This window comes from Haladaptatus sp. R4, assembly GCF_001625445.1.
GTDB lineage: Archaea > Halobacteriota > Halobacteria > Halobacteriales > Haladaptataceae > Haladaptatus.
In genome coordinates this window covers 839,268-854,445 of the sequence record NZ_LWHG01000021.1, presented here as the reverse complement: position 1 = coordinate 854,445, position 15,178 = coordinate 839,268, and the positions used below count along the sequence as shown (strand labels likewise).

Sequence of the window (15,178 nt, the reverse complement as noted above, 5' to 3'; positions counted from 1 at the left end):
TGGCCGCCCGCTGGCTTTCGACCGTCGTAAAACCTGGCGTTTCACTTCCGGTTTCGGGTTATCTTTTAAATGCGATCCCGTCTAATCAAGTGACATGAGCCAATCCTCGTTCGATGACGAACTGTTCGGAGAAGCGGCGAACGAAATGCGGGAAGACGTGGAGGAGAACCTCGCGGCCGCCCGCGAGGAACTGCCACCCGTCGAAGCGGTCTGGGAGACCGACGCCGAGAACACGCTCGGGGCGCTCAACGCGCTTCGGTCGGCGCTCGACGTTGGCGACGCCGCCGAGCACCTGCACGACGCGAAGAAGTGGTACGCGATGGGACAGCGCGCGGACGCATTCGAGGACGCCGACGATCTCGAAGCCGAAATCGAGACCATCGAGAGCGCCATCTCGGACATCGAGGACGCCCGCGAGCAGGTCGGCGAACTGGCGAGCACGATTCCGAGCCTGAAGGGGTCGCTGGAGGAACTACACGCCGAAGACGAGGAAGTCGAAGAAGAGGAGGAAGAGGAGGAAGAAGAGGAAGAAGCGGAAGAAGCGGCCGACGAGGAAGTCGAAGAAGAAGAGGACGAGGAGTAAGGAGAAAACTACTCGTGCTCGGGGCGGTGCACGTCGCGTGATTCGACCGCCGTGAGAAGCTTCACGAGCGACCGCGTCGCCAGTTCCAACAGTTCTTCGCCGCGCTCCTCGTCGCCTGCCTCCGGGTCGCCGACGACGCCGTTTTCCGTGAACTCCGCGCTGTCGAAGGCGAGATTGGTGTAGGACACCCATTCGCCCCAGCCGTCGCTGGCACCCTCGCGTGCCTCTTCGATCCTGTCCTCGTGGACGAGTTCAGGGCGGGTGTGACGGAGGAACGCGGTTTCGAGCGGTCCGGCGTGGCCCATGTCGCTCCGGTGATCGCCGACGGCTTCGAACCACGTGAACGGGACGGCGTAGGCCTCGTCGTGGCGGGTGATCGTTCCGGCGACTTCACGGAGCGCGGCCACGTTGCCGCCGTGTCCGTTGACGATGACCACGCGGTCCCAGCCGTGATGGGCGAGGCTGGCGACCGTTTCGCGGACGTATTGGCGGAAGGTATCCTCCGACACCCAGAGCGTCCCCGTGAACTGTCGGTGTTCCTCGCTCACGCCGACGGGGATCGGGGGGGCGACGACCACTTCGCCGTCGTACGCCTCCGCGCCCGCGTTCGCAACCGCTTCGGCGTTCAACCAGTCGGTGCCGAGCGGTGCGTGCGGGCCGTGTTGTTCGGTGCTTCCGACGGGGAGGAGCGCGAGGTCGGTGTCCACGCCGTCGGCGTCGGTCCACGTCGCGTCGGAGAGATGCATACCGAATCCGTGTACGGGAGTCGTCTTGTAGCCGCCGGATCAGGAATCGGGGCCAGAAGGACTTACTAACTCACCGATGTCGTTCTTTTCATGTCCGACCGAGAGCGTGAGCAAGGTATCGAACTGGGGGAACTGAGCGAGAAACTCGACGACCACGACTATCCCGCGGACGTGGACGAACTCGTCTCGGAATACGGCGAGTACGAAATAGAGTATCCGAGGGGGTCCGAAACGTTCGAAGAGGTTATCGGTCCGCTCGACGAGACGTACGAGTCCGCGGATGACGTCCGACAATCGATATTGAACATGGCCGATAGCGACGCAGTGGGTCGTCAACGCTACTCCGACCGTGGCGCGGGCGGGGCGGAAACGACGGAACAAGACCCGGACCAAGAGTCGTTCTGAGGTCTCACGGGAGCCGAACAAGCAGTAGTTTCCGATGATCAGGTCTCGGTTACGGGAGTCGTAATCGCCTGTTACTACCGTTTTTCACGTCGAATCCGGATGAACGGACGACTGGCTTATTCGTCGCAGTCACGACCCACCGACAACTGATGAACGAATACAGACGTGCAGGTCTCGACCGGAAATTCCACCCGCGACGACGGGTGAAATCATGACAGGGGAACGGTCCGCTGCCGAAACCGTTTCCTCGCACTTGGGGGACCAAAAACTGGTCGTCGCATCGAATCGCCAACCGTACAGCCACGAACGTGAGGACGGGGACATCGTCGTCAACCGCCCGGCGGGCGGTCTCACGTCGGCACTCGACCCCATGATGCAATCCGCTGGCGGAACGTGGGTCGCCTGGGGGAGCGGCGACGCGGACTTCGACGTGGCCGACGCGGACGGACGCGTCAGCGTTCCGCCGGAGTCTCCGGCCTACGAGATTCGGCGCGTCCCGCTTTCCGATGAACAGGTCGAGGGCTACTACTACGGCTACAGCAACCAAGTTCTCTGGCCTATCTGTCACATCGACCCGGAGAAGATGAACGCCGAGGAAGGGTTCTGGAACCACTACCAGCAGGCGAACCGCGCCTTCGCTGACGCCATCATCGACGAGACGGACACCGATTCCGTGATCTGGTTTCAGGATTACCATCTCGGGTTGGCTCCCCGGCACGTCCGCGAGGAACGTCCCGATACGTTCTGCATGCAGTTCTGGCACATCACGTGGCCGTCGTGGGACGTCTTCCAAACGTGTCCACAGTACGAGCAACTGCTCGATGGCTTGCTCGCAAACGACCTCCTCGGCTTCCACACGGAGCGCTACTGCCAGAACTTCCTCGATTGTGCCGCGATGCTTCCCGACATCCGGGTCGATAGGGCGACCCGGAGCGTCGTCTACGATGGAAGACGGACGTTCGTCCGACCCTTCCCGCTCGGTATCGATGCAGTCGAGAGAGAGGAACTCGCCGAGTCCACGGAGGCGACCGCGTTTTGGAACGAGTTCCGCGAGGAGTACGCCGTCGGCGACACGCTCGCCATCGGCGTCGAACGCCTCGACTACACCAAGGGGATTCCCGAACGACTCTCGGCGTTGGAGCGCTTCTGGGAGCGACACCCCGAATGGCGTGGCGAGTTCACCTACGTCCAGAAAGCGTCCGAGAGTCGGAGTCAAATCGGTGCGTATCGGGAGCTACAGGGTCACGTCGAGTCGGAAATCGAGCGTATCGACGACCGCTTCGGTACCGACGATTGGTCACCCATCGTCTACCTGAATGAGCACCTCCCGAAGGAAGGCCTCGCGGCGCTCTACCGTGAAGCCGACCTCGGCATCGTCACCCCTCGCCGGGACGGCATGAACCTCGTGGCGAAGGAGTTCATCGCCTCGCAGGTGGGGGAACCGGGTGTCCTCCTGCTGAGCGAGTTGGCGGGAGCGAACGGGGAACTCGGCGACGAGGCGGTATCGGTACATCCACACGACACCAAAGGGTTCGCCGACGCTATCGAGGAAGCACTTTCGCTTCCCCAAGCGGATCGTGAACGCAGGATGTATGGCCTCAAAAAACAAGTGCGATCGAACGATGTATACGCATGGATGAACGCTCAGTTCAGGACTATCGAAGCGATTCGTCGCGGTCGTGAAATCGCAGCGGAGTCACCACGAGGACGATGAACGACGACGTACCTGATCCGCTTCGGCACCACCTCTATGCGCTGGTCACGCGATTGCGGGATGCCGACGGAATGCTCGCCATGTTCGACTTCGACGGATCGCTCGCACCGATCGAGGACCACCCCGACGAGGTGACGCTTCCACCGGCGACGCGTGTCGTGATAGAGACCCTTCGGGATACTCCGGACGTCGAGGTCGGTATCGTCAGCGGTCGGGGGCTGGACGACCTCCGAGAACGGGTCGACGTCGACGGTATCTCCTACGCCGGGAATCACGGCTTGGAACTCTTCTCCGATGGCGAACGCCGTACTCACTCTGTCGCCGAGGACGCGGCCGACGATATCGCCCGTCTCTGCTCCACCCTCGATTCCAGACTCGACACGGTCGACGGTGCGTTCGTCGAGGACAAGGGTGTCACCGCGTCGGTTCACTACCGACTCGCCGACGACGACCGAGTCCCCGAAGTTCGTGACTTCGTGCGCGATGCCGTTCGCGGTGTCGAGGACGTCCGTGTCACGACCGGAAAGCAGGTCATCGAATTGCGCCCCGACGTCGAGTGGCACAAGGGCCGAGCCATTCGGTGGTTGTACGACCGCCGCGTTCCGAACGCGGAGACGTGGTTGCCGCTGTACGTCGGCGACGACCGAACCGACGAGGACGCGTTCGACGTCCTGCCCGAGTCGGGACTCGGCGTCAAAGTCGGACACGAACCGCCGACGGTCGCGAGCTATCGCGTCGCCGACCCGGCCGCAGTGCGGACAACGCTCGCATGGTTGGCCGAATACGGCGTCGAATTTTTGGAGACCCCTCCGGCGACGAGTACGGCATCGCCACGGGGGTGAGGAAACCCCGCGTTACCCGATTCGAAACGACCACCCGAACCACCCGAACCATCTGAACGGTCACGCCGGTTTATTCACGATTTTCGAGTAGATTCTCCGGATGGTGTCTCACGAGAACACGGACGACCCCGAGGAACGAATTCCGGGGGACGAATCCGAATCCGGGAGCGAATCCGAACGAGGTGAGGAACACGACGCGCCGAACGCAGAGGCGGACACGAACGAGCACGAACCGCATCCGGAGCAACCGACGCCACCGCATCCACCCGACGGACCCTCCCGATCCGACGCCGACCGACGCGCCGACAGGGAGTACGAACGACCGGCGGAACGACCGTCGTACCGAGGGCGATACGAAAACAGGGTTCCGGAAGGCGAACCCGAGGAAACGGAGATGGGCGCACGAGAACGGCGGGAACGGGAACTACGCGAACGGCGGGAAATGCACGAAGCGCGGGAGCGACGGGAACGGGACGAAGACGACGCCGGTGCAGTGCCCGAATCCAGTCGGGACGACACGGGGCGGGAATCGAACACGGGGGACGTGCCGAAGTACGGCGGTCCCCGTGACCCGAATTGGAGACGACAGCGCGAGCTAGCGAAAGCACGACGTCGACGACGGGACGAGGAGATCCGGCGATACGAACGACGGGCGGACGTGGCGCTCTCCCGGCAGCGGGACCTCGCGGTCGAGAAAGGCGGAAAGCGGTATCGGCACGGACGGCAGTAGGAACGGACGGCAGTAGGAACGGACAGCAGCAGGGCGGATGTGGCGCTCTCAGTCGTCGGCGTCGGTACGTGCGGTTCTGCGGGCGGCGCGGTCGATGAACTCCTGTGGGAGTTCGTCGATCTCCCCGGCCTGCACGCCCCAGAGGTGGGCGTAGAGACCGTCGTTGCCGATGAGGTCGTCGTGTCGTCCCCGCTCGACGATTTTGCCGCCTTCGAGGACGACGATCTTGTCCGCGTCCTTGATCGTCGAGAGACGGTGGGCGATGGCGAAGGTGGTGCGGTCCTCGGTGAGTTTGTCGAGGCTGCGCTGGATGAGCATCTCCGTCTCGGTGTCCACGTCGCTGGTCGCCTCGTCCAGAATGAGGATTTCAGGGTCCTTCAGGATGGCACGGGCGATGGAGATACGCTGACGTTGCCCGCCGGAGAGTTTCACGCCGCGCTCGCCGACTTTGGTGTCGTAGCCGTCGGGGAGGCCGCTGATGAACTCGTGTGCTTCGGCGGCTTTCGCGGCTTCTACGATATCCTCGTCGCTCGCGTCGAACGTCCCGTATTCGATGTTCTCCTTGACCGTTCCGTAGAACAGGAACGTGTTCTGGCTGACGTAGCCGATGTTCCGACGGATGCTCGGAAGGCTCACGTCGCGGATGTCGGTTCCGTCGATGCGAATGGCTCCCTCGTCCACGTCGTACATCCGCAAGAGGAGTTTGAGGACGGTCGATTTTCCGGCTCCCGTGGGGCCGACGAGGGCGAGCGTGTCCCCACCCTCGACTTCGAACGAGATATCCTCCACGATGGTCTCGTCGTCGTAGCCGAACGTCACGTCGTCGTAGACGACTTCTCCCTCTCCGACGGCGAGGTCCTCCGCGTCGGGGTCCTCCTGAATCCGACTCGGTTCGTCCATCAACCCGAAAATGCGAGCACTGGACGCGTAGGCGCGTTGGTACATGTTGATGATGGACCCGAACTGCGCCATCGGCCAGATGAACCGCTGGGTGAGCAGCATGAAGGTGACGAACTGACCGGGGTCTAGGTCTCCCGAGAAGAACCACGGCGCTTCGCCGTTGAACACCCACAGACCGCCGACGATGAACGTCAAGGCGAAGCCGAGTCCCGAGAGGATTTGGAGCGCCGGGAAGAACTTGATCCGGGTGATGATGGCGTCCCAGTTCGCGCCGAAGTAGTCGCTCGACACGTCTTCGACGCGGTCGGATTCGAAGGTCTCCGTGTTGCTCGTCTTGATGACCTGAATCCCGCCGAGGTTGTTCTCCAGTCGGGAGTTGACCTGTCCGACCGAGGAGCGCACGTCGGCGTACTTCGGCTGGATGATCTGGATGAACTTGTAGGTGAACAGCGCGATGAGCGGTACGGGAACGAGTGCGACGAACGCGAGTTGCCAGTTGATGGTGAAGAGGATAGCCGCGATGGCGACGACCATCACGCCCAGGCGGAACGCGGAGTTCATCCCGTCGTTCAGGAAGCGCTCCAGACGATTCACGTCGTTCGAGAGGATGGACATCATCTCTCCCGTCTGCTTATCCGAGAAGAACTCCATGTCCAACCGCTGCATCTTGTCGTACGTGTCGGTTCGAACCGAATGCTGGATGTTCTGGGCGAACGAGTTCCAACCCCAGTTTCGTCCCCAGTGGAACATCGCCCCCACTCCGAACGCGATGGCTATGATGACAACTGAGAACCAGAATTGGCCCTGTGTCGTCGCGGGAATTATTTGCCGTGCCGTATCAATGGAGAGAAAGGGAACCTGTCCAGCCAAGGCCTTCGAGTAGGGAATCGGTTTATCCTTCTCGATAAGTGAATCGAGGGCGACGCCCAGTATTATCGGGGGCAGGAGGTTGAGAATCCGAGCGAAGAGACTGGAGAGGACTCCGACGACGAAGGCGAACCGGTTTTCGCCCCCGTATTCGAAGAACAGACGCCGCATCGGATTGTCGGCGTTCTCCCGCTGTTCTTCGAACGGGTCGTCTTCGTCCGTGTGTGTGCTCATTATTCTATCTGAAGGGACACTGGATTGATAAGAGTTTCCTACGAACCGAAACACCGTTTGGACCGGTCAACGGGCCGTGGTAGATTGCGGCCGGTTACCGAATAAGGGTTCGGGACGGTTCATCCGCGACTGATCGTTTGCTATCGTTCGCCTCGGGAGAACAGAAACTCTCAGAGCTTTCGGCTTTCGATATCGGGGTCGATGCCCGCCTCGTCCAGATCCATTCGGACTCGTTCGCGGAGCGGCCCGGGGACCGTTCCGCGCCCGACGGGCACCGCCACGTCGCCGTCCCCTTTCACCTTCCAGTAGATGACGCATTCGCTGGGCTGATAGTATTCGATGCTGTAGAACTCGTCCGCGCCGCGGTAGTGTACTCGTGCGGCGAACCCGTCCACTTTCCAACCGTCCTGCTCGTCGAGGGCCGAGAGCGAGTCGTCCATAGTTGCGGATTGCTAGCGACGGTGGTAGTCGTTACGAAACCGAGAAAGTAACAGTTATTCCCCCGGAGCGATTTTTTCGGGATACGGGTTCGTGGTCTAGTTGGTTATGACGCGGCCCTTACAAGGCCGAGGTCGGTGGTTCGAATCCGCCCGAACCCATCGAATTTTGCGAGGAACGGACGTGACGAGTAAATTCGTTCGTGAGGGCGATTGGAAGTAGACCGGGCACGCGCAACGTAGTGAGCATGTCTGGGCGTAGTTCGAATCCGCCCGAACCCATCCACATTCTGCACGCTTTTGAGCCAACGGATTTGTACCCTACAGGGCTTCTATCCGTTATTTTCTACTTTTGGACTCGGAGACTAGTTTCAGCCACTTCGGAGTTCAACCACTCGATCTCCTCGGGTCGCTTCTGTCTTGCCTTCACTGCGGGCCGACGGTGTGGTAGAAGGTAATCAATCGCCGATTGCGCGACTTACTAGGGACGAACAAATGAAGACGAAACGGTGCGACGAATAAGCGAACCAGATATTGTAGATTTCGAGTCATTGAGGAGGGGCCTCATTGTTATCGAAGAGGAACTGGGAGAACACTACTAAGAATCAGAATTCATCGATAGGCTACTCTGTTGCCGTTTTAGTTATTGAGCGCCCCAATGGAATCGAGGTAGTCTCGCACTTCAATGACGAACGATCGATAGCGTTCGAGATCCTGCAACGCATTGTAAACAGTGTCGTGGTCGATAATTCGACCATACGTATGGGAAAGAACGTTCCGGAATCGGGCACCTTGTGCCATCTGTTCGGCTGTCGAAGACGAAAGTACGCTAATCTCACCGAGCGATCGCATTGATTCGGGATTGCTTGCCGGGGGGTGTCTCCGTTCGTATTTGACGATTTCTTCACCGATATCGATCGACGCTTCGGTCATCTTCACGAACCGCCGCTCGACGATATCGCGGGTATCCGAGTCCACCTTGTACGCCTCTCGGCTCATTCGCTGTTTACGAGCGAGTACGCCGAGGCTTTCCTCGATAGTCTCGACAGCAGTCAAAATTCGACTGAGACTATCCGCCGGAAATTCATCGGAAGTCATCCGTCGTCCCTCGGCCCATCGGTCGCAGTAACAGCAGTACCACCGAGATGCTCGTCGATTTTGGCAAGCGCGGTATTGAACCGATCACGCGGTGACAGCTCTTCGGACTTCGAATCTGCCACCTGGTTGCGAAGCTCGGCGGCGTGTGTTTGGTCGCCGACGAGCAACACCCCGTGTTCGAAGACGGCTTCCGCGACCGCCGGTGAGAGCACGTGAACGTCCACCAAATCCACGTCGTCAGTTTCGAGCGTGTCACTCAGGTCGGCACTCAAACCGAAAAATGCCTCGTTGTATGCGGGATCGTCCCGCTGGGTCGTCTCCAGTTCGACTGCGATGTCGATATCGCTCTCTGAATGCGGCGTTCCTGTCGCGTGCGAACCGAAGAGGGCGGCGAAGCGCACCGAATGCTCTCGGAGAACCGATTGAATCCGGTCAATCGGGAGGGAGTCATTGATGGCAGCCGTTTCGACGGTTCTCATCGGAGAACAGTACGAACTCACAGCATATAAAAACCAAGCAACAGCAGAATGACGGCATTCGTGACAGTGGCAGGCCAGAAGCTGTTATCACAAGTTGCTGGCAATTGCCACAGATGTTGCTGTGTTCTTCGACCGACCGGCACTGTTAGTAGGATTCGACCGCATAGGTACAACTGAGTATGGCAAGTAGTACTCGGGACCCAGAAGTTGTACGCGTGTCGCAGAAGGGTCAAGCGACGATTCCGAAAGCGCTCCGCGAGAAATTCGGTATCGAAACACCCGGGGAAGTGTTCGTCTACGAAGAGGGCGAACGTATCATCATCGAACCCATTCCATCGTTCGACGAACTCCACGGTATCCACGCTGGTGAACACGAACCCGGCGAAGTACTGGAGAAGGTCCGTGAGCAAAAGGACGAAGAACGACGCCGGGAGGAAGACCGTGTCGAGCGCCTTCGACCATCCGAAGACGCGGATAACGACGCATGAGCGACGCGTACGTCTTCGACACCGAGGCGATTATCGCGTTTCTCTACGACGAACCCGGACACGCTGTCGTCGCCAACTTGCTCAGCGATGTCGAAACCGACGCCGAAGGCTACCTCACCGAGGCGAACGCCAGCGAGGTGTTCTACCTCGTTGCGCGCTTCGAGGGCACCGACGACGATACACCGACCACCACCTCGCTCCGCACGGCGGATCGTGATATTCGCGCCCTCGAACGTCGTGGGTTAGCAATCGAGCGCACTGACTGGCGACTCACCGGCGAGGTGAAAGCCGACGGCCACATCTCGCTTGCCGACGCCAACGCAGTTGCGCTGGCCCACGAACGGGATGCGACGCTCGTCGCTGGTGCAGACGACGATTTTGAGGAGCTTCCGCTCGATGTCGATGTGTTTCGGTTCCGGAATCACGGCGTCTGAAAACGCCGTCGTTTGGCTCGCTCTCGAAATTGCATCGTCGGTAATGGCTGTCTTCGAATAGCAGAACCTATTGCAAGATTACCTCCTTGAACACCCACTAATTGCATTTGGGAAAGATAGATTCATGCATAGTGGGATATAAGAGATGATACGTGCATGGAAGGGAGTCAGTTAGTAGATAACGCTCCGGGGACGCTCGTTTCGTACGGACGAGAATCCTATTACAAGCCCGACCCACTTCCACCGTCACGGGAGCTGGAACTCGACGAGGAGTTCTACGAGACGCTCGCGGACGCGACGTTCTGGCTCGGCCAACTCAGTGGCATCAGCCGTGAACTTGATTTCCCACCCGTCCTCTATACCTCCCTCCTTCGAAAGGAGGCGATGGAGTCCGCCGAAATCGAGGGAGCGGACATCGACTACAACGCCCTCTACAGTCTCGAAACACGCGCGCTGGACGACACGACCGACGCCACTGCGCTCAGCTCAGGAACACCGACTGCCGATACGAAGGATACGCGTGAGGTGCTGAACTACGAACAAGCCGTTAAAGACGGCATCCAGGCCATCGACGACGGAGAGATGCTTAGCGTTGACCTGCTGCACGCACTTCACGAAACGCTCCTCACCGGTGTGCCTGACGACCGCGTCGACACCAATACCATCGGAGCGTACAAGACCCACCCGAATCACCTCGGGGATTTCCTCCCGGCAGTTCCCGCCGTCGTCGAGGGTCTCATGGACGCCCTGATGACGTACTATCGGACGGGCGGTGTCTACCACCCGCTCATCGACATCGCGCTCTTCCACTATCAGTTCGAAACGATCCATCCCTACGGTGACGGAAACGGTCGACTCGGACGTCTCCTCATCACGCTCCAACTGTACGATCACGACTACCTCCAGCGGCCGAATCTCTACCTGAGCGAGTACTTCAACCGAAACAAGCCTGCCTACGTCGACCGGATGACCGCCGTGCGGACGGACGGCGACTGGGAGGCGTGGCTCTCGTTCTTCATCGAAGGAATCGCCAAGCAAGCCGAAGAATCCGTCACCCGTACGCTCGCACTGGACGAGCTGCGGCGGCGATACGAGGACGAGTACGGCGGCCTCGCGTACACGAAGAACCAACTCGCCTGCACGCTCTTCGAGCAGCCGTACCTCACGACTAAGACCGTCACGAAACTGTTCGACGTCGAGCCATCGACGGCGTCCCGTTCGATTGCTGCCTTGGAGGAGGAGGGTGTTCTCGAAGAAGTAACTGGAAAAGCGCGGAACAAGGAGTATCGTGCGAAGGAGATCTTCGATATTCTCGAACGGCCACCGCAGACCTATTGAGCCAAACTCTGGTCTTATCGGGAATGGACCGAGAAATCGTCCGTTCTCACGTTGTCGGTCGTCGTCGAACAAAAAATCCAGAGGGTTAACCTCGGAGAGAGCATACCCATCCCTCATGACAATCACCACGGAATTCGTTATCCGTTCGCCCTCGCTTCCGCTCGTTGATCTCGCCGAATCGATTCCCTCGAACCAAGTCGAGTGCGTTCACGGGCTTTGTCGGGAACGAACCGCTCGCGTATTCGTCGTCTATCTCGATCCGAACGACGACGTCTCCGAAGACGAGCTTTTGGCTTTCGACGAGGTCGTAGAGACGACTCCACTCGGACGTGCGAGCGGCAAGGACGTCTATCAACTCACCATCGAACTGGAGGACGTCGTCTCGGATGCGTTCGCTCCCGAACGGTTCACTGCGAGCCAAGTCGAACCGACGGTCGTCATGCCCGACGGGTGGTACGAAGAGAAGCTCTTTCAGAACTACAATGCGTTCAACGGGATGCGAACCCGTTGTGAAGAGTATGGAATCGAGGTCGAACTGATCTCAATCTCCCAGAATCCCCCCGAGGATGACGAGTCGTCCGAGTACGGGCTGACCGAGCGGCAAGAAGAGGCACTCCAGTTGGCGATTGGTCGGGGGTATTACGAAGCCCCGCGCCAGGTCAGCACCGAGGAACTCGCCGAGGAGATGGGAATCTCACAACCCTCGATGTCGAGCCTGCTCCGTCGCGCCGAGCGTCAACTCCTCACCTCGGCGCTCGGTTCACAGCCGCAGATAGACGCCCTCTCCAAATAGAATCACACTCACACACCCTCTCGTCGTTGGTATCGTTACTATTCGCAGAATCGGGCTCAACAGCGGAGGTATTTAAATGCCCTTTCTGAATAGCATAACTCCGAAATCCACGACGTGCCTTTCTTCATTTGATGTCGACAGAATTCGGTTCGGAGTTGGACGGACAGGTCGCAATCGTCACCGGGGCATCGTCCGGAATCGGAGGTGCAACCGCTAAATCACTCGCTTCCCGAGGAGCGAGCGTCGTGCTCGCGGCCCGACGGGAAGACGAACTCACGGAACTCGCAGACCAAATCGAGAGCGATGGCGGCCAAGCGCTCGTCGTTGCAACCGATATTACGGAAGACGACGACATCGACAACGTAGTCGAGGCCACCCTCGACGAGTACGGTCGCATCGATATCCTCGTGAACAACGCCGGTCTCATGCCGCTCGCACACATCGCACAGGCGGACCGTGAAACGCTTCAGACGACGATCGACGTGAACCTCAGCGGGCTCATCAAACTCACGCACGCCGTCGTTCCGACGATGCTGGAACAGGAGAGCGGGCACATCGTCAACCTCTCCTCCGTCGTCGGTCGATTCCTTCAGCCGAACAGTTCCCACTACAACGCGACGAAGGCTGGCGTCAAGATGTTCGGTGACTCGCTCCGTCTCGACGTCGCCGAGGCCGGAATCCACGTCGCCACGATCGAACCGGGCGCGGTCGACACCGAACTCCTCGAACACATCCCCGACGACGAGGTCCAGGCGGGGGTCAAGGAGCACGTCGGGTCGATGGAAGCACTCGCACCCGAGGACATCGCTCGGACGATCACGTTCGTCGTCACACAACCGGAGCGCGTCGATATCAACGAAGTTCTGATTCGACCGCTCGACCAGGTTCAACCGTAATTCGATCTTTGCGAATCGGCGGCGGGCTCGTCGGTGACCGTGTCGGTCGGCGTCGGACGTTTATAACGAGTGTAGTTCTCGCGGCTGTATTCGTTTTCGCGCTCCCATTTGTCCACTCAAATACGATGATCTACGTGGTGCTCGTTGGTCTCGGTGCCAGTCTCGGACCTCTCGCTTCGCTGTGGTCGCCGATCATCCTCACCCGCTTCGGACCTGAGAATGCGACCGCGACTGTCGGCTTGCTCAATATCTCGATAGCTCAGTCGGCTTTCCTCGGTCCACTCGCCGTCAGTGTACTCGATCGCGTGACCGGCGGGTACGTCGCTCCGCTCGTCGCAGTGAGCGTCGTTACCGTCCTCGGTGCCGGGTTTTTCTATCGGGGCACGAGTTCGGAAGGCGAGTGAGCCAGATCGGACTTTACGGCGGTCAATACTTAAAGGGGCTTTTCGGATAGCACCAATTCCAAGTTAAATGCTACCCAAAGCAAGACTGGGTATCAGACATGGAAATCACAGACAGCCGTTCACTACCGTCTGCCGAAGGCCCGGATGAATACTTCACGGGGGACACTCGAATCGATCCCCTGTTCGACCCGCAGGACGACGCCCGCGCAGCGGCGGCGAGCGTTACCTTCGAACCTGGCGCGCGGACCGCGTGGCACACCCATCCGCTGGGGCAGCGACTCGTCATCACGAGCGGATGCGGTCTCGTTCAGCGCGAGGATGGCCCGATCGAGCAGGTTCGCGCGGGCGACGTCGTCTGGTTCCCGCCGGGCGAGAAGCACTGGCACGGGGCGTCACCGGACAAGGCGATGACGCACATCGCGATTCAGGAGGAACTCGACGGAGAGGTCGTTACGTGGATGGAACACGTCACCGACGACGAATACGAAGGGAACGAATAGTTCGACCGAACACGGGCCGCGGGAACCGAGAGTTACTCGCGGGTACGATGGCGCTCGGTCTCGGCGTGGCGACGCTTTTCGGGAGTGATTTTCCCTGTCGGCGGGAGTTCACTCCTTCCAACCGTGAAGAACTGCTGATAGCCGATGCTCGCCAACAGCGCGAGGAAGGGGAGCGGGTACAGCCAGTAGGCGCGGTACGCCCGGACGAGCAACGGAATCGACATCGAAAGTGCGAGGAACGTCGTCGTCACGAGGGGGGCGTTGGTCGAACGGATCACCCGGTTCGAACCGCGTTCGGTCGCGGCCAAGTGGACGATGATCGTCGCGGGGACGATGAGAAACAGGTGCTTGATGACGCCGTGATACAGCGCCGCCATCCATCGGCGTGTATCGCCGATAATCGACGGAACGACGGGGTTCGTCGTGTACTTCTCCGCGGCACCGAACGACCAGTAGAGCGCACCGTGGAAGGATTGTGCTCCCCAGACGACGTACACGAACCCGAACGAGACGACGAGGACGGCGACCCCACCGGCGACGAATCGGACGAGCCATTGGAGACTCGAATCCCGGTCGAGATATCGGAGACGGTCGTACACGAGTGCCGGGATGGCGAACACCGCATGCTGGGAGAACAGTCCCGCCGCTGCGATCGTGGCACCGCGTGCGAGCGGGTGTTCGACCCACAGCGAGAGGAGGATGCCAGCGATCGCAAACGAGCGCACGTTTATCACCGTGCCACCGGTGGCTGGAACGCTCGTCAGGAACAACAGTCCGGCGATGAGTCCGACGCGGGGAGCGCCTCGGTCGGCACAGATTCGCCAGAGGAGGATCGCCGAAACGCCGTTGACGATACCGATCAGGAGGAAAAAGACCAGCAAGTACTGCCCCGTCGATGCGACCGTGACGTTGAGCAGTTCGAACAGCGGCGGTTTGTTGTCTACGGCCGGTCGGACGTAAATCGGTTTCCCGGCGAGCACGGCGTTCGCAAGCGGCCGCCAGCAACACCGAACGTCGATGTGGGGTTGCTGTTCGCCGTAGAGGATTCGAAAATACCGACCGAACGTTTCGAAGAGGCCCAAGAGCAGGAATCCCGAAACGCCGAGCGTGGAGGAGTCGAGCGTTTCGCGTTCGAATGATAAAACGTGCATGGGAAAGAGGGCGGGACTGGTGACGCGAGAGTTGGTTGGAGACACATTCTCGGACGTGCAGTCCTGTTTGCATATTCACAGTAAGCAATGGATTATATACTTTATCTTGTTGTGCTACTACAAGTCGGGAAAAAATAAC

General features: G+C 59.8%; 18 protein-coding genes and 1 tRNA gene. 13 read left to right on the top strand and 6 right to left on the bottom strand.

What is annotated here, in order from left to right; all coding sequences use genetic code 11:
• The first annotated feature begins 94 nt into the window (after positions 1-94).
• On the top strand, positions 95-583 hold the full coding sequence (locus A4G99_RS13935; RefSeq protein WP_066144738.1) for a DUF5790 family protein: 489 nt from the start codon (positions 95-97) through the stop codon (positions 581-583).
• 8 nt (positions 584-591) lie between these two features.
• Here A4G99_RS13935 and A4G99_RS13930 read toward each other — a convergent pair whose 3' ends face one another.
• Positions 592-1,329 (bottom strand): creatininase family protein, encoded by a 738-nt coding sequence (locus A4G99_RS13930; RefSeq protein ID WP_066144735.1) that lies wholly within the window; start codon positions 1,327-1,329, stop codon positions 592-594.
• Between the two features lie 90 nt (positions 1,330-1,419).
• Between A4G99_RS13930 and A4G99_RS13925 the strand changes: the two genes are divergently transcribed.
• The 4 genes from A4G99_RS13925 to A4G99_RS13910 all read left to right on the top strand — a co-directional run bounded on the left by A4G99_RS13925 (position 1,420) and on the right by A4G99_RS13910 (position 5,020).
• Complete coding sequence (locus A4G99_RS13925) at positions 1,420-1,734, top strand: hypothetical protein (protein ID WP_066144732.1); 315 nt, start codon at positions 1,420-1,422, stop codon at positions 1,732-1,734.
• 211 nt (positions 1,735-1,945) lie between these two features.
• Entirely contained in the window at positions 1,946-3,448 is a 1,503-nt protein-coding gene (locus tag A4G99_RS13920; protein ID WP_066144727.1) for a trehalose-6-phosphate synthase, read from the top strand.
• Positions 3,445-4,290 (top strand): trehalose-phosphatase, encoded by an 846-nt coding sequence (gene otsB, locus A4G99_RS13915; protein ID WP_066144724.1) that lies wholly within the window; start codon positions 3,445-3,447, stop codon positions 4,288-4,290. Before A4G99_RS13920 ends, otsB begins: the two co-directional genes overlap by 4 nt.
• A 100-nt stretch (positions 4,291-4,390) precedes the next feature.
• Positions 4,391-5,020: a hypothetical protein gene (locus tag A4G99_RS13910; RefSeq protein WP_066144719.1), complete on the top strand. Its 630-nt coding sequence runs from the start codon at positions 4,391-4,393 to the stop codon at positions 5,018-5,020.
• Between the two features lie 48 nt (positions 5,021-5,068).
• Here A4G99_RS13910 and A4G99_RS13905 read toward each other — a convergent pair whose 3' ends face one another.
• Together A4G99_RS13905 and A4G99_RS13900 are read right to left on the bottom strand one after the other, a co-directional pair.
• Positions 5,069-7,021: an ABC transporter ATP-binding protein gene (locus tag A4G99_RS13905; protein WP_066144716.1), complete on the bottom strand. Its 1,953-nt coding sequence runs from the start codon at positions 7,019-7,021 to the stop codon at positions 5,069-5,071.
• A 170-nt stretch (positions 7,022-7,191) separates the two neighbouring features.
• The gene (locus A4G99_RS13900; protein ID WP_066144713.1) at positions 7,192-7,461 is read right to left on the bottom strand and encodes a hypothetical protein; all 270 of its coding nucleotides are present in this window, start codon (positions 7,459-7,461) and stop codon (positions 7,192-7,194) included.
• Between the two features lie 85 nt (positions 7,462-7,546).
• Between A4G99_RS13900 and A4G99_RS13895 the strand changes: the two genes are divergently transcribed.
• Positions 7,547-7,620 (top strand) — tRNA-Val (locus A4G99_RS13895).
• 477 nt (positions 7,621-8,097) lie between these two features.
• Here the strand turns inward: A4G99_RS13895 and A4G99_RS13890 are convergent.
• Both A4G99_RS13890 and A4G99_RS13885 read right to left on the bottom strand, forming a co-directional pair.
• A complete protein-coding gene (locus A4G99_RS13890) occupies positions 8,098-8,556 on the bottom strand; it encodes a DUF86 domain-containing protein (protein WP_066144710.1) in 459 nt (152 codons plus the stop codon).
• Positions 8,553-9,035 carry a nucleotidyltransferase family protein gene (locus tag A4G99_RS13885; RefSeq protein ID WP_066144708.1) on the bottom strand — a complete coding sequence of 161 codons (483 nt, stop codon included), beginning with the start codon at positions 9,033-9,035 and terminating at the stop codon, positions 8,553-8,555. The genes A4G99_RS13890 and A4G99_RS13885 overlap by 4 nt, the downstream gene beginning before the upstream one ends.
• Before the next feature lie 179 nt (positions 9,036-9,214).
• Between A4G99_RS13885 and A4G99_RS13880 the strand changes: the two genes are divergently transcribed.
• From A4G99_RS13880 to A4G99_RS13850, 7 genes are all read left to right on the top strand, one after another.
• Positions 9,215-9,523 carry an AbrB/MazE/SpoVT family DNA-binding domain-containing protein gene (locus A4G99_RS13880; RefSeq protein ID WP_066144705.1) on the top strand — a complete coding sequence of 103 codons (309 nt, stop codon included), beginning with the start codon at positions 9,215-9,217 and terminating at the stop codon, positions 9,521-9,523.
• Complete coding sequence (locus tag A4G99_RS13875; protein ID WP_066144702.1) at positions 9,520-9,957, top strand: PIN domain-containing protein; 438 nt, start codon at positions 9,520-9,522, stop codon at positions 9,955-9,957. Before A4G99_RS13880 ends, A4G99_RS13875 begins: the two co-directional genes overlap by 4 nt.
• Before the next feature lie 156 nt (positions 9,958-10,113).
• Positions 10,114-11,295 carry a Fic family protein gene (locus tag A4G99_RS13870; protein WP_082837817.1) on the top strand — a complete coding sequence of 394 codons (1,182 nt, stop codon included), beginning with the start codon at positions 10,114-10,116 and terminating at the stop codon, positions 11,293-11,295.
• 115 nt (positions 11,296-11,410) lie between these two features.
• On the top strand, positions 11,411-12,088 hold the full coding sequence (locus tag A4G99_RS13865; RefSeq protein WP_066144699.1) for a helix-turn-helix domain-containing protein: 678 nt from the start codon (positions 11,411-11,413) through the stop codon (positions 12,086-12,088).
• A gap of 131 nt (positions 12,089-12,219) precedes the next feature.
• Positions 12,220-12,984 carry an SDR family oxidoreductase gene (locus A4G99_RS13860; RefSeq protein WP_066144695.1) on the top strand — a complete coding sequence of 255 codons (765 nt, stop codon included), beginning with the start codon at positions 12,220-12,222 and terminating at the stop codon, positions 12,982-12,984.
• 8 nt (positions 12,985-12,992) lie between these two features.
• On the top strand, positions 12,993-13,388 hold the full coding sequence (locus A4G99_RS13855; protein ID WP_190303760.1) for an MFS transporter: 396 nt from the start codon (positions 12,993-12,995) through the stop codon (positions 13,386-13,388).
• A 98-nt stretch (positions 13,389-13,486) separates the two neighbouring features.
• The gene (locus A4G99_RS13850) at positions 13,487-13,888 is read left to right on the top strand and encodes a cupin domain-containing protein (RefSeq protein ID WP_066144689.1); all 402 of its coding nucleotides are present in this window, start codon (positions 13,487-13,489) and stop codon (positions 13,886-13,888) included.
• Between the two features lie 32 nt (positions 13,889-13,920).
• Here A4G99_RS13850 and A4G99_RS13845 read toward each other — a convergent pair whose 3' ends face one another.
• Positions 13,921-15,039, bottom strand: a complete 1,119-nt coding sequence (locus A4G99_RS13845) for a hypothetical protein (protein WP_082837815.1) — start codon at positions 15,037-15,039, stop codon at positions 13,921-13,923.
• Between the last annotated feature and the right edge of the window lie 139 nt (positions 15,040-15,178).